Annotated in this window: 20 protein-coding genes; 7 read left to right on the forward strand and 13 right to left on the reverse strand. The window is 42.1% G+C overall.

What is annotated here, in order from left to right; translation table 11 throughout:
* Positions 1 to 32 precede the first annotated feature (32 nt).
* The 6 genes from ABIE26_RS11020 (at position 33) to ABIE26_RS11045 (ending at position 6,960) form a co-directional block, all read left to right on the forward strand.
* Complete coding sequence (locus ABIE26_RS11020) at positions 33 to 374, forward strand: hypothetical protein (protein ID WP_310143093.1); 342 nt, start codon at positions 33 to 35, stop codon at positions 372 to 374.
* A gap of 285 nt (positions 375 to 659) precedes the next feature.
* The gene (locus ABIE26_RS11025) at positions 660 to 1,247 is read left to right on the forward strand and encodes a Crp/Fnr family transcriptional regulator (RefSeq protein WP_310143092.1); all 588 of its coding nucleotides are present in this window, start codon (positions 660 to 662) and stop codon (positions 1,245 to 1,247) included.
* Between the two features lie 77 nt (positions 1,248 to 1,324).
* Positions 1,325 to 2,095: an alpha/beta hydrolase gene (locus tag ABIE26_RS11030; protein ID WP_310143091.1), complete on the forward strand. Its 771-nt coding sequence runs from the start codon at positions 1,325 to 1,327 to the stop codon at positions 2,093 to 2,095.
* 24 nt (positions 2,096 to 2,119) lie between these two features.
* On the forward strand, positions 2,120 to 3,358 hold the full coding sequence (locus tag ABIE26_RS11035) for a M14-type cytosolic carboxypeptidase (protein ID WP_310143087.1): 1,239 nt from the start codon (positions 2,120 to 2,122) through the stop codon (positions 3,356 to 3,358).
* Positions 3,359 to 3,368: 10 nt separating this feature from the next.
* Positions 3,369 to 4,613, forward strand: a complete 1,245-nt coding sequence (locus ABIE26_RS11040; RefSeq protein WP_310143086.1) for a M14 family zinc carboxypeptidase — start codon at positions 3,369 to 3,371, stop codon at positions 4,611 to 4,613.
* Between the two features lie 64 nt (positions 4,614 to 4,677).
* The gene (locus ABIE26_RS11045; protein ID WP_310143084.1) at positions 4,678 to 6,960 is read left to right on the forward strand and encodes a TlpA family protein disulfide reductase; all 2,283 of its coding nucleotides are present in this window, start codon (positions 4,678 to 4,680) and stop codon (positions 6,958 to 6,960) included.
* Between the two features lie 130 nt (positions 6,961 to 7,090).
* Here ABIE26_RS11045 and ABIE26_RS11050 read toward each other — a convergent pair whose 3' ends face one another.
* From ABIE26_RS11050 to sucD, 10 genes are all read right to left on the reverse strand, one after another.
* Positions 7,091 to 8,395, reverse strand: coding sequence for a DUF4998 domain-containing protein (locus ABIE26_RS11050; protein ID WP_310143082.1), 1,305 nt, complete (start codon positions 8,393 to 8,395; stop codon positions 7,091 to 7,093).
* 256 nt (positions 8,396 to 8,651) lie between these two features.
* Positions 8,652 to 9,395 carry a 3-oxoacyl-[acyl-carrier-protein] reductase gene (gene fabG, locus ABIE26_RS11055; RefSeq protein ID WP_310143081.1) on the reverse strand — a complete coding sequence of 248 codons (744 nt, stop codon included), beginning with the start codon at positions 9,393 to 9,395 and terminating at the stop codon, positions 8,652 to 8,654.
* A 24-nt stretch (positions 9,396 to 9,419) separates the two neighbouring features.
* Positions 9,420 to 10,502: an agmatine deiminase family protein gene (locus tag ABIE26_RS11060; RefSeq protein ID WP_310143413.1), complete on the reverse strand. Its 1,083-nt coding sequence runs from the start codon at positions 10,500 to 10,502 to the stop codon at positions 9,420 to 9,422.
* A 10-nt stretch (positions 10,503 to 10,512) separates the two neighbouring features.
* Positions 10,513 to 11,388 carry a carbon-nitrogen hydrolase gene (locus ABIE26_RS11065; protein WP_310143079.1) on the reverse strand — a complete coding sequence of 292 codons (876 nt, stop codon included), beginning with the start codon at positions 11,386 to 11,388 and terminating at the stop codon, positions 10,513 to 10,515.
* A gap of 47 nt (positions 11,389 to 11,435) precedes the next feature.
* Entirely contained in the window at positions 11,436 to 11,639 is a 204-nt protein-coding gene (locus ABIE26_RS11070) for a cysteine-rich CWC family protein (protein ID WP_310143077.1), read from the reverse strand.
* A gap of 98 nt (positions 11,640 to 11,737) precedes the next feature.
* Entirely contained in the window at positions 11,738 to 14,116 is a 2,379-nt protein-coding gene (locus ABIE26_RS11075) for a ribonucleoside-diphosphate reductase subunit alpha (RefSeq protein ID WP_310143076.1), read from the reverse strand.
* 134 nt (positions 14,117 to 14,250) lie between these two features.
* A complete protein-coding gene (locus ABIE26_RS11080) occupies positions 14,251 to 15,225 on the reverse strand; it encodes a ribonucleoside-diphosphate reductase small subunit (RefSeq protein ID WP_310143075.1) in 975 nt (324 codons plus the stop codon).
* A 385-nt stretch (positions 15,226 to 15,610) separates the two neighbouring features.
* Positions 15,611 to 16,048 (reverse strand): septal ring lytic transglycosylase RlpA family protein, encoded by a 438-nt coding sequence (locus ABIE26_RS11085; RefSeq protein WP_310143072.1) that lies wholly within the window; start codon positions 16,046 to 16,048, stop codon positions 15,611 to 15,613.
* Between the two features lie 109 nt (positions 16,049 to 16,157).
* A complete protein-coding gene (locus ABIE26_RS11090; protein ID WP_310143070.1) occupies positions 16,158 to 16,652 on the reverse strand; it encodes a methionine-R-sulfoxide reductase in 495 nt (164 codons plus the stop codon).
* 167 nt (positions 16,653 to 16,819) lie between these two features.
* Positions 16,820 to 17,692 (reverse strand): succinate--CoA ligase subunit alpha, encoded by an 873-nt coding sequence (gene sucD / locus ABIE26_RS11095; protein ID WP_310143066.1) that lies wholly within the window; start codon positions 17,690 to 17,692, stop codon positions 16,820 to 16,822.
* A gap of 284 nt (positions 17,693 to 17,976) precedes the next feature.
* On the opposite strand from sucD, the gene ABIE26_RS11100 reads away from it, so the two are divergent.
* Complete coding sequence (locus ABIE26_RS11100) at positions 17,977 to 18,408, forward strand: hypothetical protein (protein ID WP_310143064.1); 432 nt, start codon at positions 17,977 to 17,979, stop codon at positions 18,406 to 18,408.
* Here ABIE26_RS11100 and ABIE26_RS11105 read toward each other — a convergent pair.
* From ABIE26_RS11105 to ABIE26_RS11115, 3 genes are all read right to left on the reverse strand, one after another.
* Complete coding sequence (locus tag ABIE26_RS11105) at positions 18,405 to 19,091, reverse strand: substrate-binding periplasmic protein (RefSeq protein ID WP_310143061.1); 687 nt, start codon at positions 19,089 to 19,091, stop codon at positions 18,405 to 18,407. The two genes, ABIE26_RS11100 and ABIE26_RS11105, sit on opposite strands and share 4 nt — an antisense overlap.
* Positions 19,092 to 19,249: 158 nt before the next feature.
* Positions 19,250 to 19,690, reverse strand: a complete 441-nt coding sequence (locus tag ABIE26_RS11110) for a hypothetical protein (RefSeq protein WP_310143059.1) — start codon at positions 19,688 to 19,690, stop codon at positions 19,250 to 19,252.
* Between the two features lie 67 nt (positions 19,691 to 19,757).
* Positions 19,758 to 20,543 carry a polysaccharide deacetylase family protein gene (locus tag ABIE26_RS11115; protein WP_310143057.1) on the reverse strand — a complete coding sequence of 262 codons (786 nt, stop codon included), beginning with the start codon at positions 20,541 to 20,543 and terminating at the stop codon, positions 19,758 to 19,760.
* Positions 20,544 to 20,555 lie beyond the last annotated feature (12 nt).

Raw genomic sequence — 20,555 nt, forward strand, 5'->3', positions numbered from 1 at the left:
ACCCAATTTATAAACCCTTAATTTAAATGATTATGAAATCTAAATTGTTATTGGCCGCTGCATTAATGTTTATGACCTTTCTTACCAGTTTCACAACTTCTCCCGAAACAAACGGACGAAGCACCTGGGGCGCCTGGATATCGAGCGGCTCTCATGCATCGGGCGAGCTGACAGCCTGCGATGAACTGTTTCATGCCAGGGACCTGGACACCGATGACACTGTACAATGGTATGTGAACAATGTGTATATGGGATCAACCCGGGATATCTATTTAACCGTGTCTCCAGGTGATGTGGTCGAAATTATCGTAAATGCCGACGAACCGGATTATACCTACGCATACTATGATACCATTATTCCCTGCGATAACTAATATTCAATTTACTTTGGTTTGAACATCTGAAAAACGTTCAAACCAAAGTATTGCACCACCACTATCACTCCCACTTACCATATCGCCATTTATCTGCTAAAGATCATTTTTGCAAAGTTTATCACATATTCTATGGGCGAGTTAACTGTAGCTGTTTGCTGTCCAACTTTTCCGGAGAAAGCCTATGTTTATTCCATTTGTATATCGTCTTAGATAGTTTCAACTTAAAAAATCCATCTTCGCTTGTCATTTGTAATAACTACCAGAAATATCTAAGTTTATGAAATGAACCTCACGGACAAACTAGGCCTTGCATTGCAACAATTTGCCGGTATGAGCAGGCAGGATTTTGAGCTTTCCTTGCCCTACTGGAAAATCATGGATTACAAGAAGGGCGATTTTTACAACCAGCAAAAGTCCGTTTGCAAATACCTGGGCTTTGTAGTTGAGGGAGTTTTCCGGTCGTACATCATCGATGCAAAAACCGGCGAAGAAAAGAACATTTTTCTGTACTCAGGAAACCAGTTTGTGGTTTCTTTCAAAAGTTTCATACAGCAGGTTCCCTGCGATTATCATACTACAGCCCTAACATCGGCAAGGGTTGTTCATATCCATATTGCCGATTTGCTTCGCCTTTACCAGCAGTCGCACAAATGGGAAAGTTTTGGCCGTTTGCTGGCACAGGAAGCCTTTAATGTAGCCATGGCACGTACCGAGAGTTTTCTTTTCCAAACGCCGGAAGAACGTTACCTGAACCTGATCAAACACCATCCCGATATCTTTAATGCAGTTCCGCTCTACCATATTTCTTCTTACCTGGGCATTCAGGGGCCCTCACTCAGCAGGATCCGTAAAAGGCTTTCGCACAGATAATACGATTTTAACCTGGGTTAAACTTTTCCTGCCCTTTACTCCCCAACTTTGTATCGTTAACCTTAAACATTAAGAAAATGATACAGTCAAAAACCATCGTCCTCATCCACGGCCTGTTTGTTAACAACACAAGCTGGGCCGCCTGGAAAACCTTTTTTGAGCAAAAAGGATACACCGTTTATACGCCTGCCAACCCTGGCCATGAAGGAAATCCGGAAGAATTAAGAAACCACATCCATCCGCAGCTTATACAAACAGGCTTTGAAGATGTAGTCAACAACATCATTAAACTGATAGACACCCTGCCCGAAAAACCTATTGTGATAGGCCATTCCTTAGCTGGCCTGGTTGTTCAAAAACTGATCGAATTAGATAAAGCCATAGCTGGCATAAGCATAGACGGGGCTCCTCCAAAAAATGTACTGGCACCCTGGTCTACCATCAAAATTGTTTATCCGGTAGTCGATTTCTTTAAAGGGAACTCTCCCTTTATGGGCAGTAGATATTGGTACCAGAAAGCCTTTTTCAATAACATGACAGCGGCCGAAAACACCAAAGCTTTTGACGACATTGCAATACCCGAAAGCAGGAAAATAGCCAGGGATACTTTGTTAAAACCATTTGCCAAAGTTGATTTCAATAAGCCCCACCAGCCCTTATTGTTTATCGCTGGAGAACAGGACACCATATTTTCTCCTAAACTCACTAAAAAAATAGCAGGCCGGTATACAGACACCGGCAGTACAGTAGACTATAAAGAGTTTAAAGGCCGTAGCCATTTTATAGCAGGGCAGAAAGGCTGGGAAGAAGTTGCCGAATACATTCACAATTGGATTACCCGGGAATAGATAACCAATCTGATATTACTGTCTTTGTATTTTATTCCAAATGCTTATTTATCCGAAAGTCTTTCAGATATCAGCATCATCTCTGACAACTCATTTCGTGTTTCAAGTAATTTTGAAGGAGGTTCGGCCAGGGTATTGCTTCTGGATGCGCAAACCCAAACCATACGCATTACCCCCGCAGGCGATCCCAAACGTGGTATGCCCAACTGGTGGTATTTAAAAGTAGAAGGGATAGATACCAGTAAAGCCATCATCCTGGAGGTAGAGGCCCGGGATGATTTGGTGATGGATGAACTTACCGGGCAGGGCAAAAAAGTAAATCCGGGTTGGACCTGGCCTGCCTGTGCCGCCCTCTCAACAGACCGGCAGCATTGGACACAAACTTCCCCCGGAAAAAAGCAGGAAAACAGAATGGCTTACCGGATAAAATCCAGATCTGCTAACTTATGGCTGGCATGGGGGCCACCCTTTACACCGGCCGATGCACAGACATTTGCAGACAAACTGGCCAAAACCCACAGTTACGCTAAAGCCTTTACTTTAGGGCTGTCCAGGGAAGGCCGCCCAGTTCCCGCCCTGAAGATCAGCGAAGGTAGTAAACCAGCATTGCAACGACCGGTTGTGTGGATTGATGCCAGGCATCACGCCTGGGAGGTCGGCGGATCATGGGTTGGTGTTGGCATTACAGAGTGGCTGGTAAGTGACCAGCCCCAGGCCAGATGGCTGAGACAAAATGCCGAGATATATTTTGTACCCGTTATGGATGTAGACCGCGTTGCTACAGGCGATGGGGGCAAACTTTCACAGCCTCAGGACCATAACCTGGATTGGAGCGAAAAACCACATTACCCGGAAATTGCAGCTGCTCAAAAACAAATCCTGGCATTAGCAAAAGAAGGGCGCATGAACCTATTCCTAGACCTGCACAACCCTGCTCCAGGCAACAAAATACAAACCGCATACGTGATCGAAAAACCTTATATGCCCAAAGATGCGGATGCAAGGAAACTGCGTTTTGTAGCACTGTTGACTGAAGAATTTGGTGAACTGAAGCAAAACCCGGCAAAGCCTCCGGCCGAAAACCCGGAAGTGTTTCACCGCGTTAGTGTTCCCTGGGTACTGGAACATTCCAATGCGAATACTATTGCCTTTTGCATAGAAACACCCTGGAATATACCGGAGGGTACACCTGCAGGTTATGCCCTGGTGGGACAAAAACTCGGTAGTGCAATTGAAAAGCTCTTGCACCAGGCACAGCAATGATATGGTTTTTATGAACATCAAAACAACTGTTAAGAAATTGATCACCCTGCTCAGTGCAGTATGGATAACTGAAAATACTACTGCCCAGGAATTAAAGGTATTTGCCAACTTTGAGAATGCTTCAGCAAAAGTCCTTAAAATTGATACCATCACCCAAACCATACGCATTACCCCTGCCGGGAAACCTGATCGTGGGATGCCCAACTGGTGGTATTTAAAGATAGAAGGGATAGATCTCAACAGGCCGTTAGTTCTGGAAGTGGTCCCATCAGCAGCACTTGTTAAGGCCAGCTCTAATGGGCAAAGCAAAAAACTGGCCCCGGCATGGACATGGCCTGAACGGGTTGCCTGTTCAGACGACAACAAAACATGGAAGCATTCCATTCCAGGTGCAAAACACGAAACATACATGCGGTATCATATCCGGCCTTCAGCTACAACAATGTGGTTAGCGTGGGGTCCTCCTTTTACGCCTTCAGATGCGATAAATCTGGTTGATCAGCTCGCTAAGGATCATGATTTCATCCAATCTCTTACACTGGCTAAATCACTTGAAGGGCGAAGGGTTCCGTTATTGAGGATCTGTGGTGATGAAAAAAAACGACCTGAACGTCCGGCAATATGGATCCAGGCTCGCCAGCATGCATGGGAAGTTGGTGGTTCATGGGTAGCTGTAGGCCTGGCAAATTGGCTGGCCGGAAGTGATCCTCAGGCCCTCTGGCTAAGGCAAAACACAGAAATTTATATTGTCCCGCTAATGGATGTTGACCATGTGGCGACAGGAGACGGCGGTAAAAATGCGCATCCACACGATCACAATCGCGACTGGAATGATACCCCGCATTGGCCTGAAGTCGCTTCAGCGCAAAAATACATCCGTGAGCTGAGCAGAAAAAACAGGTTAAGTATTTTCCTCGACTTCCACAATCCGGCCGCAAGCAATAAACAGCAAACCCTGTATGTTTTACATAAGAGTTACATGAGCGCTGAAGCATTTTCAAGGCAGCAACAATTTATACAGCTAATGATCGGACAGTTTGGAGAAATAAAACAGAACCTAAATGGCCAGAGACCTGCCCTACCCCACGTAGAAGAGCGTGTAAGCGAAGTTTGGGTGCTTGACCATGCCAATCCAAATACCATTGCTTTTTGTGTAGAAACACCATGGAACATACCCGAAGGAACGCCTGCAGGTTACGCCATAGTGGGAGAAAAACTAGGAAAAGTAATGGAGAAATTACTGCACAATTATTAAAAACATAAGAATAAAATTTATGAACCCTTCCGCTCAACCCCTGAATAATCTGGTTAAAAGCATCATGTTAACCTGTCTACTTGCACTGCTTTCAATGGCCTGTCTGGCACAAAAAACAATTGTCAACCCACTAGTTGGTTTCGATGGCAAAAACCGCAACCTGAAAATTGTTAAAGTAAGCCTGACCGATACGGGAACTGTAGTAAGTTTTATGACCACTTATAAAGCAGGAAATTGGATACGCATACCAAAAAACACCTATATACAGGCAAACGGTACAAATGACAAACTTTTTATAAAAGCTACAAAGGGTATTCCTTTTAATAAAAAATACACTATCCCTGAAAGCGGAAAAGTGAACTACGAGCTTGTTTTCCCTAAAATAGATCCAACAACCAGTAACATAGATTATGGAGAGGAAGGTAGTGAGGGCTGGAAGATTTACGACATTGAACTGGTACAAAAACAAACGCCACTGCCAGCATTTCTATATACAGAATGGTACAATAAGAAAAACAGCGATTTAACTATCGCTTTCTACAGCAAGGCTGTTGTGTTTGATAAAAAAGTCTGGTTCTATAAGGAAATTGCCAAAAAGAACGACACCTACATCCTGACTATTGCCAACAACAAGTCTACCAAACAGATTATCATTGAAAAGCCGGGCGATAAAGAAATAAAACTAACCGTCAATAAACTAACCGCTAACCTTAGCAGTGACAAAAACAGTTGTGCGGAAATTTTAGATAAAGAGATTTACAAACTCCCTGTTTTAAAAAACGACAGCGCTGTTTTTAGCGGTTACATTAAAAACTATTCACCTAAGCTGGGCACCAAAATATTGACGCTGGCTATAGACAACATCATTACTGGTATTCAGGAAAATGTCCTGATCCACATAACCCCTGATGGTTACTTTTACCGGAAAATCCCAGTTTGTCACCTTCAAAAGGTGTTTTTAAGATCGGATATAGCTGATGAAAACGACCTTTACCTCGAACCAGGCAAAGAGCTATTTGTGATACTTGGAAACGGATCTGTAAAGTATGCCGGCAATGCGGCACAACTTAATCATCACCTGAAGCAGTTAAACAGGATCGACCAATTTGACTTTGTCAGAATGAGGAAAAAACTGGCAGACATGAAACCTAATGACTATAAGGCCCATCTGCTTGACCTCCAATCTATCGAAAGTGTGAAGTTAGATTCGATCAATAAACTGGGCAAAATCCCGGCAAAGGCTTATCAGGTGAAAAAGAAGGATATTGTTTTTGAGTATGCCAACCGGATGATGGAATACCATTGGAATTACGAACATGCCCGCAGACAAGTATTTAAACTACCAGATACCGTGAAAGTTAAAATAGAGAATTATCCGGATGGCTACTATAATTTTATTAGGGACGGTGATTTTAACAATGAGCTGAATGTAATTTCCAACGCATACAACACTTTCATAAACAGGTTCAAATTTATACCTGGTTTCAGAAAAACAAGATATGTCCACAATTACAAGGCAATGATGGCTGCACTCAAATCAGAAGGCCAACAAGCCAGCGAAAATGACAAAGCTTTCGAAAAAATAATAAGCAACGATGGAATAATTTTATTGACCGATAGTACCAATAAACGAATACATAAAAAATGGGCTGCAGACCATAGCGAGTTTATCAATACGTTTGTGTCTGATTTTTTTAGAAACAGTTATTACAACGCCATAGATTCAGCTGTCGGCATCAAACAAGGCATTTTAATCGACTTATTGAGTGCACAGGACATTTCAAGGCCCATTATTGAACAATTAACCCCACTCAGTGCTGGTAGACTGGCTTCGGTAATCAAAAAAATTGATCACCCTTATTTAAAGGATTATGTTATATTGAAAAATACGGAAACCCTAAAACAGGTCGAATTAAACAAAAATGCAGGAGGCTTTTTTGTTAACGAGACCCCAAAGGTTGAAGCGGATAAAATATTCGATAACATGATGAGCAAGTTTGCCGGAAAAGTGGTCCTGGTCGATTTCTGGGCTACCTGGTGCGGTCCTTGCCTGGGTGGGATTTCACGGATAAAACCTTTAAAGGAGGAAATGAAAGACAGTAATATAGCATTCGTTTACATTACCAATGAAACTTCCCCTCTGCCAACCTATCAGAATATGGTACCTACTATTAAGGGTCAACATTACCGGCTAAATAACGATGAATGGGGTTATCTGGCCGATAAATTTAAAATTTCTGGCATCCCACATATGGTATTGGTAAATAAGGAGGGTAAGGTTGTAAACCCGCGTTTAGGCTTTATGGAAAACCATGAACTTAAACAGCTGATGGAAAAACATCTTTAGCAACCCTTTAACAGGCCAGTCCTTCCTCACCTTAAATATTTTTGACTGCAATAAAACGGCAACAAACAAGAACAGGCCTTGAACTCCCGCTCAAAGCCTGTTTTAAAAAAATTAATTTCTGCAGCATAGGTTATAACGGCGCTGTACCGTTTCTAAACACTTTTGCATTTCTCCATTTTACGACAGCCTGCCCGGTTTTCATAGTTCCATAATTGCCATATTTCATGTAGTTTGTCACCGCCTCATTGTCAACCAGTTCTGCCTTTTTCAACCCATTAATATAAATGATGATCTTTGCACCTTTATCTTCCTGTAGATGAATTACATTTACCCTTACCTCTGTATTGTAAATATCCGTCACCAGGGTCTGGCCAAGCCCCCTTAACGATCCACCAGAGGCTGCGTACCCCCTGATCATCATCTGCGTAGCACCTTCAACACTGCCGAATATCTGCATGACGCTCTCATCATTTAGAGGGGAATAGATGGTAAGATAGCCCTGAAACTGCCGACTCCCCGTCGAATAATCATCGTGTATCCTGATCTCCGAACGGTTAGACTGCGTAGTTAAAATGCGAAAGGTTTCATCTCCGGTGGCACTTTGATAGTTATAATCTGCACAAATCGGGCTGCCAACAGACTTATAAGCTGTCCAGTTAAATATCTGCAAACCGGCCGCATCATCAAGGTGAATTTTACGTAAAGGGGCATACTCTACCCACCCACTCCCCAGTGGAGCGTCTGTTGCCGTTCCGCCCCCGGGCTGCGCCGGATTGGCTTCCACAGGCTCATAAGCCGTATAAAATGTATCTATAGCACCTATAGGCTTATATAAAGTGCGGTACTCAAACACTCCCGACTTTTTAAAATTAGTTAAAGTGGTTGCGCTTACAAAAGGTGTTACAGTTACGGCCTGTGCCACATTTGCAGCGTTTGTATATTTTATTTCAGTACCAATTAAATCTGTGGCAGCGCTGTTCCAGGAAATTGCAACAGTACCTTCAGCTTCATTAAATACAGTACTTTTAATTTCCCTGTTGTTTAAACCCTCTTCGTAAGTTTCTCCCAGCACCTTCCCTTTTACCAAGACTTTATCAGAAACATCCCCCTTATTATTATAGGCATATACCGTAAAATCGTAGGTTCCTTCCTCTAAATTACTTATGACTACCTCCATCTGGTTTCTACCCGGCGTTACAGCCGCTTCTACAGATTCTTTTTCAGCATTCCAATACACACGGCATCTCTGGATATCGGCGTTTCCCGGCAAAGTCCAGCCCAATTTTATCCTGTTTTTTCCGGTGTAGCTGGTTAGGTTGCCAACTTTTTCGGGTTTCCCGTTTTCATCAACAGGAATGTTTTTTTTCTTGCAGCCGGTACCAAGCATGCTCATTAAGGCTACTGGCAGTACTAATTTTAAATAGATTGTCTTCATAGTAAAGTTAAAATATTCTGGTTTTATGATAATACGGATGGAAAGAGAAAATTCCCTGCTTGGAAAAGCACTTCAGTACATATTGTTCCCTGGATATCGGAACGTTCAAATGCAAATTGTTTTTTGCATACAAACACTATGGATATTAAAAAGCGACTACACGAATGTAAACCGAGGCCATCTCAGGGCCTGAATTTGCCCAATAAAAAAGCCGCCCGGAAAATCCGGACGGCTGATATCATATATTTAAAATCGCTTACAGCATTCCGCCGCAAACCGACAGTACCTGCCCGGTTATATACGAGCTCATGTCAGATGCCAGGAACACGCAGGCGTTTGCTACGTCTTCTGTTTCACCGGCACGTTTCAATGGAATACCTTCAACCCAGCCCTCTACCTGCTTAGGATCTAGTACATCGGTCATTTCAGTACGGATAAAGCCCGGGGCAATTACGTTTGTACGGATGTTACGCGAGCCTAATTCTTTGGCCAGTGATTTAGAGAAACCAATAATCCCTGCTTTTGAAGCAGCATAGTTGGCCTGTCCGCTATTTCCCTGCACACCTACTACAGAGCTCATGTTAATGATAGAACCCTTACGTGCTTTCATCATCACTTTAGAAGCTGCTTTACAAACGTTAAAAACAGATTTCAGGTTTACGTTAATTACGTCGTCCCAGTTTTCTTCGCTCATGCGCATCAACAAACCGTCTTTGGTAATTCCCGCATTGTTAACCACAATGTCCAATGCACCGAAATCGGCAACGATAGCATTGATCAGCTGATCTGCTTCATCAAATTTAGAAGCATCAGAGCGGTACCCCTTAACTTTAGTACCGAAGCTCTGCAATTCCTGCTCTAAAGCCTGTCCTTTTTCAACTGAAGATAAATAGGTAAAGGCCACATTTGCGCCCTGTTCTGCAAACTTTTCGGCAATCTTCCTGCCTATCCCTTTAGATGCACCGGTAACCAGCGCCGTTTTTCCTTCTAATAATTTCATTCGTTTATTCTAATAAGTGTTTGGTTATAGATCTGTTATTTTCTTTATTGCAGGTTCCTGCTGGCTCAGGCAATGAAAACTGCCCAGACCCCAGATGATATCTGTCGAATCAACCCCCACAACTTTCCTGTCGGGAAACACACCCTGAATAATTTCCAGTGCCTTTTTATCGTTCACATCCCTGAATGTAGGCACTACAACAGCTGCATTTGCAATATAAAAATTTGCATAGGAAGCGGGCAGGCGGGTATCTTCATGGATTACCGGTGAGGGCATCGGCAGTTCCACAATGTTCAGTGCTTTACCGTTCAGTAAGCGCATCGCTTTCAGGGCCTCCAGGTTTTCCTGCAACAGCAAATAGTTTTCGTCCAGCGGATTACTTTCTACAACCGTTAAAACAGTATCCTCGTTCACAAAGCGGGTAATGTCATCGATATGGCCATCTGTATCATCACCCACAATTCCATCTCCGAGCCACAATACCTGTTCTGCACCATAAAATTCCAGCAGGTAATGCTCAATCTGTTCTTTGGTCAGCTGCGGGTTCCTGTTTTCGTTCAACAGGCAGGCTGTAGTCGTCAAAATGGTACCTGCACCATTGAACTCAACTGAACCACCTTCCATAATCACTTCAGGATGATACACCGGCAAGTTAAAATGTTCTGCAATTTTGGTAGGGATAACATCGTCCAGATCATAAGGAGGATATTTACCGCCCCAGGCATTGTAATCCCAGTCTACAATTACTTTTTTATCACCTGCCTCATTCAATAAAAACGCGGGACCGTGATCCCTGCACCATGCATCGTTGCTCTGGTTAAAATAGAATTCTATTTGCCCCAGGTCAGCCCCTGCTTTTCTCAGTTCGGAAATAGCGAAAGCCTTTGTTTCTTCATCATTGATATTGATCCGGACCTTTTCGCCTTCGGAAACAATTTTTATAAACTCACAGTAAGGTGCATATATGGTTTCAATTTTACCAGGCCAGGAGGCTTCTTTATGCGGCCAGCTTAACCATGTTGCTTCGTGCTTTGCCCATTCGGCAGGAAAACTATATCCTGTTTTTTTTGGACTGTTGTTAAATATTACTTCGTTAAAAGATGACATGCGCTCTACCTTAATCTTCGTCAATATACCTTTTTGTAATTGGCTGATAAGAATCTATCCTGCGGTCCCTCAGGAAAGGCCAGTGCCTGCGGAAGAAATCTGATTCAGAAAGGTCTAATGTAACCACTTCCGTTTCCTCATTGTCGTGCGACCCCAGATAGAGTATTTTCCCCTGGGCATTGGCTGCAAAACTGCCACCCCAGAATTTCATGGCGCCATCCTGCTCAAAACCTACACGGTTAACGCTTACAACCGGAACACCATTGGCAACGGCATGCGAACGCTGAATGGTTTGCCAGGCATTATATTGATCTTTGTTTGTTTCCTCATCCTGGTCTGTGGCCCAGCCAATAGCCGTTGGATAGAACAGGATATCAGCACCCATCAGTGCCGTAATCCGCGATGCTTCAGGATACCATTGGTCCCAGCAGATCAGGATACCAATTTTTGCGAATTTGGTCTGGAACACTTTATAACCCAGGTCGCCCGGGGTAAAATAGAATTTTTCGTAATATGCAGGATCGTCAGGAATGTGCATTTTGCGGTATTTACCCAGATAGGCACCATCCGCATCCAATATGGCTGTGGTATTGTGGTATAACCCTTCCGCACGTTTTTCGAATAAAGAAGCAATGATTACAACTCCAAGTTCTTTGGCCACAACCTGCAAGGCATCTGTTGAAGGACCAGGAATGGCCTCGGCCAGATCGAAGTTGTCATAATCTTCAACGTCACAAAAATACAACGAAGTAAAAAGCTCCTGCAGGCACACAATCTGAGCACCTTTTGCTGCAGCTTCCCTGACTTTTAAAATCGCTTTATCTAAATTTTCCTGTTTATCAGCGGTGCAGCTCATCTGCACCAGTCCTACCTGTACTTTAGCCATTCTTTATCAACAAATAATTTGATGCAAAGTTAGCCAAAAAAAATAAATCAGGAGGCAATACTTTCCCTGTACTCTTGTTGCAGCTCAAACAGGCATTTAGCACATAAACAGCCCTCATAAAGCTCACTGATGTATTGTACTTCATTCAGGTTTAACTGAACCACACTGCACTGGCATTTGGTGTAGGAGTTCGCCTTGCACTCTATGGGAGTACTACAACGTTCGCAAGGTATAATTTCATGTTTCGCCATTACAGCTACAAAGATACGATTTCATCTGCCTGCTTATACAACAAAAAAGGAGTAAGAATTGCTCCTTACTCCTTTGGCGATATATTCAATCTGAATGATTAACCTGAACAGCTGATACAGCCTTCTTCCATCGAACAAACCGGGCCTTCTACAATTTCCTCGGCACTTTGTTCAATATGCTCCGGAATTACCGGCTCCATGTTTTTACCTGCCTGGTTCTCTACAGTAAATTTAACTGCTTGCGAAGCTGCCTGTGTGCGCAGATAGTACATACCGGTTTTCAAACCTTTTTTCCATGCATAGAAATGCATTGAAGTCAGTTTTGATGTATTCGGGGCATTGATAAACAGGTTGAGGGATTGCGACTGGCAGATATAGGCACCCCTATCGGCTGCCATATCGATAATGCTGCGCATTTTGATCTCCCAAACTGTTTTATACAATTCTTTGATATAATCAGGGATTTCAGCGATATCCTGAATAGATCCGTTGGCAAGGATGATCCTGTCTTTCATAGCAGGGCTCCATAAGCCTAAAGCTACCAGATCTTTCAATAGGTGTTTGTTCACTACAATGAATTCACCGCTCAATACCCTTCTGGTGTAGATGTTAGAAGTATAAGGCTCGAAGCACTCGTTGTTACCTAAAATCTGTGAAGTAGAAGCAGTAGGCATTGGTGCTACCAGTAAAGAGTTGTATACACCGTCTTTTACTACTTTTTCACGCAAAGATTCCCAATCCCATCTGCCGCTATCCGGTTTTACGTTCCAAAGATCGAACTGGAATTTTCCTTCCGATAAAGGAGAACCTTTAAAGGTTTCATAAGGGCCGTTTTTAACTGCAAGATCATGAGAAGCAGTCATTGCAGCAAAGTAAATGGTTTCAAAGATCTCTTTGTTCAGGATACGCGCTCCTTCACTTTCAAAAGGCAAACGCATCAAGATGAAAGCATCAGCCAATCCCTGAACACCTAAACCAACTGGTCTGTGGCGCATATTTGAATTTCTGGCTTCTTCTACCGGGTAGTAATTGTAATCGATGATCTTGTTCAGGTTTACTGTAGCCTGGTAAGTTACATCATACAATTTCTGGTGGTCAAATTCACCATTGATAACGAATCTTGGCAAGGCCAGTGAGGCCAGGTTACAAACCGCAACTTCATCTTTAGAGGTATATTCTATAATTTCTGTACAAAGGTTAGAGCTTTTTATGGTACCCAGGTTTTGCTGGTTAGACTTGCTGTTAGCGGCATCCTTATACAACAGGTACGGCGTACCGGTTTCAATCTGTGAATCCAGGATGGCAAACCACAATTCCTGTGCTTTAATGGTTTTACGTGCCCTTCCCTCTTTCTCATAACGCTCATACAGCGCATCAAACTCTTCGCCAAAACAATCGGCCAGTCCTGGTGCTTCATGCGGACAGAACAAACTCCAGTCGCCATTCTCTTCCACTCGTCTCATGAACAGGTCGCAAACCCACAAGGCATAAAACAGGTCGCGTGCACGCAACTCCTCTTTACCATGGTTTTTACGCAGGTCAAGGAAGCTCAATACATCGGCATGCCAAGGCTCAAGATAAATCGCAAAGGCACCTTTACGCTTACCACCGCCCTGGTCTACATAGCGGGCAGTATCGTTAAATACCTTTAACATGGGCACAATACCGTTACTTGTACCGTTGGTGCCACCAATATAAGATCCTGTAGCCCTGATGTTATGGATGCTCAGACCTATACCACCTGCACTCTGGGAAATTTTAGCAGTTTGTTTCAGGGTATCGTAAATACCTTCGATGCTATCGTCCTGCATGGTTAACAAGAAGCAGGAAGACATCTGCGGTTTAGGTGTAGCGGCATTGAACAGGGTTGGTGTAGCATGTGTAAACCAGCGCTCACTCATCAGGTTATAGGTTTCAATGGCACTGTCGATATCATTTTTGTGAATACCAACTGCAACACGCATAAATAAGTGCTGCGGGCGCTCTACAATCTGTCCGTCAACCTTCAGCAGGTAAGATTTTTCCAGGGTTTTAAAACCGAAATAATCAAAGCCAAAATCGCGGTCATAGATGATGGTACTGTCCAGGATATCCGCATTTTTTTCGATCACCTCCCAAACATCATCTGCAATCAGGGATGCTGATTTTTCCGTTTTTGGATCTACGTATTTGTAGAGCATTTCCATAGTTTTGGAGAATGACTTGGTGGTATTTTTATGAAGATTGGACACTGCAATACGTGACGCCAGCAAAGCATAATCCGGATGTTTTGTAGTTAAAGAAGCTGCTGTTTCTGCTGCAAGATTATCCAGTTCAGATGTAGTAACACCATCGTACAGTCCTTCAATTACCTTCTTGGCAACATCTATCGGGTCAACCAGTTCAGCATTAAAACCATAGCATAACTTCTCTATACGAGCGGTTATCTTATCAAATCTTACCGCTTCTTTGCGGCCATCTCTTTTTATTACAAACATATTTTTCTGGTATTTATAGTGCTTACTGAACCTGAGCGCGTCTGAGAGTGGTTATAAAAATCCAGCATAGGCACCAGTTAATTATTTATTTCTTTTTAACCGGTATCCGGCATTACAACCGGCAACCTTTGTCTCTAAAAATCGTCATCCAATGAGAAAGCAGCAGCTTTATCCTCAGTTGATGTCAATACACCGCTCTTCTGGTAATCACCAACCCTCTTTTCAAAGAAATTGGTTTTTCCCTGCAGGGAGATCATCTCCATGAAGTCGAACGGATTGGTTGCATTGTATATTTTAGCATAACCCAGTTCCTGTAACCATCTGTCGGCCACAAACTCTATGTATTGAGACATCAGCTTGGCATTCATACCAATTAAGGCTACCGGTAACGCATCAGTAACAAATTCTTTTTCTATTTCTACTGCATCACGAATGATGCCATGAACCTGTTCCTGGGTTAATTTATTTTTAAGCATGCTGTACAATAAACATGCAAACTCACAGTGCGAACCCTCATCTCTGGATATTAGCTCATTACTAAATGTCAATCCTGGCATCAATCCGCGTTTTTTCAACCAGAAGATGGAGCAGAAACTTCCGCTAAAGAAGATGCCTTCTACAGCAGCAAAGGCAACCAGACGTTCAGCAAAATTACCGTTATCAATCCAGCGTAACGCCCATTCAGCTTTCTTCTTTACACAAGGAACGGTTTCTATCGCATGGAACAGCCTGTCTTTTTCATCAGGATCTTTAATATAGGTATCAATAAGTAATGCGTAAGTTTCAGAGTGGATATTCTCCATCATGATCTGGAACCCATAGAAGCACCTTGCCTCCGGCAACTGTACTTCGCTCATGAAGTTTACAGCAAGATTTTCATTTACAATACCATCACTCGCTGAAAAGAAGGCCAGGATATGAGAGATAAAATGCCGCTCACCATCGTTCAGATTATCCCAGTGTTTCAGATCGTCTGACAGATCAATTTCCTCAGCAGTCCAGAAACTCGCTTCAGTCTTCTTATACATTTCCCAGATTTCAGGATATTTAATCGGCAAAAGAACAAACCTGTCTTTGTTTTCTTTTAATAATACTTCTTCTTCTTGCATAAGCATCTATTTTAATAGGGTAAAATGTATAATTGATTGATAAAGCTTTAATAAATCCAGTAGCCAAACAATCCGTACTCAGTTATAAAAAGTTTAAAAAGACATAAATTCTCCGGCAACCTTAAGCAACTAAATATTAAAACTTTAACTAAAAATCTGTGTGTGATTTATTAAAGAACTTTATGTAAACAAATATACTCCCCCGGCGCCTGAAGTGTGAACAATAGTTGTTAACAAGGGGGCATTTTTATCAACACTAAAAAGATAAATTGACACAGTAATTACGCCTGAAATTTGGTATTTATTTCTTTTAAGAAATAAAAAAACACACCGAAGTGTGTTAATAAATTTAAAAAACTGACTATAATGCCATTAAAGTTAAAAGCTAGTCGTCTTCTTCGGGTAAATAACTGATCTCGACTTTTGCGATCCCTTTTCCATAAATACCGATGGCTTTAGCAGCGGCTTCAGAAAGATCAATTTTTACTTTCCGGGAATGCGGCCCTCTGTCATTTACTTCAACTTCTACAGACTCCCCGTTTACCGGGTTTGTAACGGTTACTATAGTCCCAAATGGAAGGTTCATATGCGCAGCCGTCATTTTGTGCCTGCGATACCTTATTCCGCTGGTTGTTTTGCGGCCTTCAAACTTCCGGGCATAATATGTTGCGTAAACCGTTTTTGAGATTAATTTAGAAGAGCGATTGGAAGTGGATTCTGCCGACTTGCTGACAACCGCAACTGAAGCGGTTTCGTCTGAAATGTCCTGGGAAAAACCCAGGAAAGACAATAGCATACCACATAACAATAAACAATACTTCATATTTACTATAGTTGGTGAACCGGCAAACATAAGGAAACTAAATCCTAAAAAACAAGAAATGCCCGGCAAGTTATCACCGGGCACACATGAATCTTCCTTAAAAGGAATATTATTTCTTGTCAGGCACAAAGTTCATGGAAATGGAGTTCACACAATGCCTTGTATTCTTATCTGTAAAACCTTCGCCAATAAACACATGCCCAAGATGTGCTTTACAGTTTGCACATACAATTTCTGTACGCATTCCGTCGGCATCAGGAATCCTTTCTACAGCCCCCTTCACCTCATCATCAAAACTTGGCCATCCGCAATGTGATTCAAATTTGGTTTCTGAACGGTAAAGCGGCGCATCACAACGCCTGCAGGTGTAGGTCCCTTTTTCTTTATTGTTGAGCAGCTTACCCGTACCCGGATATTCGGTGCCTTTTCGTACAATTACATCCTCTTCCTCTTTGGTTAGTTTATTCCAGTCCATATTCTTCTTTTTTATTACTGCGTTTTGATTAACGATCTCTTTAGGATTAGGCTTTTGGGCGCAGGCCAGCAGATTAAATAGGACCAAAAAGCCCGACAGCATAAATGTTTTACTGATCCTTGTATTCATCTTTAATGATATTAGTGTACACAATATACGTCGCAATTGTCGTTTTGGTTTGCACCTGGCCCATAATTCACATCATGGCAATGTAATAAATCCACGAAATGCAAAAAGCTCCGATGAACAAAGTTCACGGGAGCTTTTAAATTATACAAGAAGATCTTATTTAATATTTATTTTTTCAAAAGTCCTGCCATCGCAGCACCAATTTCTGCCGGGCTTTCTACTACACGGATACCGCACTCGGCCATAATTTTCATTTTAGCAGCAGCAGTATCGTCTGCACCGCCAACAATAGCACCAGCATGTCCCATTCTACGTCCGGCCGGAGCAGTCTGACCGGCAATAAAGCCAACTACAGGTTTAGTTCCATTTTCTTTGATCCAGCGTGCAGCTTCAGCTTCCATTCCACCGCCAATCTCACCAATCATGATGATACCCTCAGTTTCAGGATCGTTCATCAGCAACTCAACAGCTTCTTTAGTTGTGGTTCCGATGATCGGATCTCCACCAATACCGATTGCTGTAGTAATACCCAAACCTGCTTTCACAACCTGATCTACAGCTTCGTAAGTTAAAGTACCAGATTTAGACACTACACCTACTGTACCTTTTTTGAAGATAAAGCCTGGCATGATACCAATTTTGGCTTCATCAGCTGTGATCACACCCGGACAGTTAGGTCCGATTAAACGGCAATCCCTGTCGGAGATATATTCTTTTACCTGGATCATATCCTTGGTAGGAATACCCTCGGTAATACAAACAATAACTTTAATCCCGGCTTCTGCAGCTTCCATAATGGCATCTGCAGCAAAAGCTGGAGGAACAAAAATAATAGATACATTCGCGCCGGCTTTATCAACCGCATCCTTTACCGTATTAAATACCGGTTTGTCTAAATGAGTTTGTCCGCCTTTGCCCGGTGTTACACCACCTACAACATTAGTTCCGTACTCGATCATTTGAGAAGCATGATAAGTACCCTCATTTCCAGTAAAACCCTGAACAATAACTTTTGAATCTTTATTTACTAAAACACTCATGTATCTTTAATTTTTTGTGCAAAGCTAAGCTAATTGAGATGCATTGTCAAATGCAATCCTAATTTTATTACATTTATTACAGCTATTCATTTGCAATTGTTTTTTCAACCCTTGTATCCGGTAGAAGTCAGATGGCCGCAACCAATATATAACAGAAAATCCCTATCCGAAAACTAATAAAACTACTCAGTATGGCAAAAACATAAATGCCTGTAGAAAGCCGTTTACCCCGATTAATTTCTTAAACTTGTGATTCCTTTGCAGTAATGATATATACACCCAAAATGAACCCTTTAAAAATCTGTTTCAAAATATTAAAGACAGGGAACGGTAAATTCCTGAAAACGAAAGATGAGGTAAACAACCTGATTGTTGAGGTAATTAACCGCAACCCCAGCAAGGCTTCACAGGAACTGCGGGAAATTGCAATAGCCGAGTTCAATAGCGAGGTAAGTGCACAAAAGGTCCTTCAAACCAGCAGCCGATTTTTTATCAGTAAAGTGACCGACATTGAGGTCCTGATCACTTTTCTGCCCGAAGAAAAATTATTGCAGGATCAGTTCTATACGCAATGGAGATACATACAGATCTCTGAGCCTTACCGGCTGGTGCAATACCTGGACGAGAATAAAGTAGTGGTATACAGCGAAAAAACTAAAGTCCTGCACACCATTAAACTGGAAAAAGACATCAGCATCATTGCAGTTGAAGATTAAAACTGGATTTCACTAAACCACTTTTTGTAGATATTCTGATAGGTTCCGTTCTCTTTAAGTAACCTTAACACCTCATTAAACCGGGCTTTAAGTTGGGTATCGCCCTTTTTCATGGCTATTGCATAAGACGAATCTGTTTTAGGGAGGAACATACCTATTTTCAGTTTTTTATTTTTTTGAAGGAAACCGCCGGCTATGGGCGAATCGTCGACCAGTAAATCTATTTTACCTGCCTGCAGCTTTCTATACAGTTCCTTATTGGTTACTGCATATACGATATTATTTGCCGGGAACTGCTCACGCACATATTTTTCAGCTTCAGTGGCCTCTCTTACCCCAATGGTCTTATTCTTAAAATGATGCAGGCCATTCAATGAATCGCTTTGACCAACCACTGCACATAACCTGAAATACAAATAGGGATTGCTGAATTCAAGAATATGCTGCCGTGAAGCGGTGACGGTTACAGCAGAACAGATAATGTCAAGCTCTCCTTTAAATAGCTTTTCGAGAATGGTCGACCATAAAGAGACTTCGTATTCAACTTCTAAATCCAGATGACTGGTAATGGCCCGAAGCAGATCAACCTCAAATCCTTCAAAATTTTCAGAATTATAATCTGAATGCATCGGAAATGGCGCTGCAGAATCCAATCCAACCTTCAGTACTTTTTTATTGACCATACAATAAAGGATTATAACTACAAATAACAACAAAAAATCTCAAAAAAGCAGGAAAAAATGAGCATCCAAAAGCAAAAATTCCCGACGTTTTTCAAAAAACACCAGGAATTTCTATTCCAAATTTTCATTCTTCTTATAAAAACTTAAAAAATCAACCGTTAAGGCTTACTTTTTAAGCCAGAAATATCTGAAACTACTTCTTCTTCACCGCCACGCTTGCCTTTTTTCTTTTTTTTCTTAGGATCTATCCCACTTAAACGCTCTTCTAGAACTTTTTCAAACTCCGGCAGCTGATCTCCTTTTAAAATTTTGCGAATATTATCGTTTGTATCGTTCTGAAGTTTGTAGAACTTGGTCACATCATCTTCCTTTGAAGTACCGGCCTGTTGCCTTTTGATCAGTTCCAGCTGCTGCTTAGACATGTCAAATACGTAGGTATAGATTACACTTTTCTGTGTTCCGCTCAGTTTCAATCTTTTTTCCAGTTCGTCCACATTTTTCGAGGTCATTTCCTGGGCTGTGGGCATTTTATTTTGCTGGGCCTTTGACCACACATTGATTCCGGTTAGCAACAATACAATTAATAAATATTTCTTCATGACGGTATTTCTGTCTAGGGCTGCAATTTAAAAAAATAAATGCAGAATGTAAATATGCCTGCCAACCCTAAAAGCCTGTCTTTAACAAGTCGTCAATTTTAACAAACGAGTATCCTTTGTTTTTTAAGGTTGTGATCAATTCCGGCAATCTCGTGTAAAACTTATCCTTTCTTCTGGGGTCGGTTCCGATATGTACCAGCAGAATAAATCCGTTTAATCCACTCCTGTCTTTTTGTTCATAGTCGAGAATAGATTGCATAATCTGCTCGCTATTCACATACCTGAGCCCCATTTCAGGATAGGTATAGTCGGCCGCCGACCGGGTGCCTGGTGTAAAATTAACCAGCTGCAGGCCCAATTCTTTTGTCCAGGAAGCAATCTGCTCGTTATACCATTCATAAGGGGGCAAAAAATAAACCGCTTGTTTTTTATCAATATCAAACTGCTGTAATTCAGCATAAGCTGCCTCCAGATCTTGCTCAAATTGTTGTTTTGTGACCAGCAGACTATCTCTTTTAACCCAATCGCAATACAACAAATGTTTGTCGGAGTGGCTGCCCAGATAATTTCCATCCCGTATCAGTTGTCGTACACCCTGCTTAAAGCTTTCGTCCCGGTAAAAATTTCCTGTCAGAAAAAAGGATCCCTGAACCCGCTCCCTCTTTAAAGTCTTTGCAATAAATCCGATCCCATCTCCAAATTCATCACCAGTAAAAACAAGGGAAAGCTTTTTGGCGGAGGTATTGCCCCTTATTATGGCACCACGATCTGTCAGGGCCTGTGCCCATGTTTGCTGAGGACAGGACATTAAGATCCATACAAAAACAACTATATACTTACTAAACCGGGTCATAACAGGCTACAA

The sequence above is a fragment of the Pedobacter africanus genome (genome assembly GCF_040548825.1).
Classification (GTDB): domain Bacteria; phylum Bacteroidota; class Bacteroidia; order Sphingobacteriales; family Sphingobacteriaceae; genus Pedobacter; species Pedobacter africanus_A.

What these genes read in the sequence shown, in the direction of transcription:
- ABIE26_RS11090 (WP_310143070.1), bottom strand. Translation starts at nt 16,652, where the DNA reads ATGAATACAAGGATCAGTAAAACATTTATGCTGTCGGGCTTTTTGGTC.
- ABIE26_RS11105 (WP_310143061.1), bottom strand. Translation starts at nt 19,091, where the DNA reads ATGGTCAATAAAAAAGTACTGAAGGTTGGATTGGATTCTGCAGCGCCA.
- sucD (WP_310143066.1), bottom strand. Translation starts at nt 17,692, where the DNA reads ATGAGTGTTTTAGTAAATAAAGATTCAAAAGTTATTGTTCAGGGTTTT.
- ABIE26_RS11080 (WP_310143075.1), bottom strand. Translation starts at nt 15,225, where the DNA reads ATGCAAGAAGAAGAAGTATTATTAAAAGAAAACAAAGACAGGTTTGTT.
- ABIE26_RS11020 (WP_310143093.1), top strand. Translation starts at nt 33, where the DNA reads ATGAAATCTAAATTGTTATTGGCCGCTGCATTAATGTTTATGACCTTT.
- ABIE26_RS11110 (WP_310143059.1), bottom strand. Translation starts at nt 19,690, where the DNA reads ATGAAGAAATATTTATTAATTGTATTGTTGCTAACCGGAATCAATGTG.
- ABIE26_RS11115 (WP_310143057.1), bottom strand. Translation starts at nt 20,543, where the DNA reads ATGACCCGGTTTAGTAAGTATATAGTTGTTTTTGTATGGATCTTAATG.
- ABIE26_RS11065 (WP_310143079.1), bottom strand. Translation starts at nt 11,388, where the DNA reads ATGGCTAAAGTACAGGTAGGACTGGTGCAGATGAGCTGCACCGCTGAT.
- ABIE26_RS11100 (WP_310143064.1), top strand. Translation starts at nt 17,977, where the DNA reads ATGAACCCTTTAAAAATCTGTTTCAAAATATTAAAGACAGGGAACGGT.
- ABIE26_RS11070 (WP_310143077.1), bottom strand. Translation starts at nt 11,639, where the DNA reads ATGGCGAAACATGAAATTATACCTTGCGAACGTTGTAGTACTCCCATA.
- ABIE26_RS11040 (WP_310143086.1), top strand. Translation starts at nt 3,369, where the DNA reads ATGAACATCAAAACAACTGTTAAGAAATTGATCACCCTGCTCAGTGCA.
- fabG (WP_310143081.1), bottom strand. Translation starts at nt 9,395, where the DNA reads ATGAAATTATTAGAAGGAAAAACGGCGCTGGTTACCGGTGCATCTAAA.
- ABIE26_RS11050 (WP_310143082.1), bottom strand. Translation starts at nt 8,395, where the DNA reads ATGAAGACAATCTATTTAAAATTAGTACTGCCAGTAGCCTTAATGAGC.
- ABIE26_RS11060 (WP_310143413.1), bottom strand. Translation starts at nt 10,502, where the DNA reads ATGTCATCTTTTAACGAAGTAATATTTAACAACAGTCCAAAAAAAACA.
- ABIE26_RS11085 (WP_310143072.1), bottom strand. Translation starts at nt 16,048, where the DNA reads ATGAAGTATTGTTTATTGTTATGTGGTATGCTATTGTCTTTCCTGGGT.
- ABIE26_RS11025 (WP_310143092.1), top strand. Translation starts at nt 660, where the DNA reads ATGAACCTCACGGACAAACTAGGCCTTGCATTGCAACAATTTGCCGGT.
- ABIE26_RS11075 (WP_310143076.1), bottom strand. Translation starts at nt 14,116, where the DNA reads ATGTTTGTAATAAAAAGAGATGGCCGCAAAGAAGCGGTAAGATTTGAT.
- ABIE26_RS11045 (WP_310143084.1), top strand. Translation starts at nt 4,678, where the DNA reads ATGTTAACCTGTCTACTTGCACTGCTTTCAATGGCCTGTCTGGCACAA.
- ABIE26_RS11030 (WP_310143091.1), top strand. Translation starts at nt 1,325, where the DNA reads ATGATACAGTCAAAAACCATCGTCCTCATCCACGGCCTGTTTGTTAAC.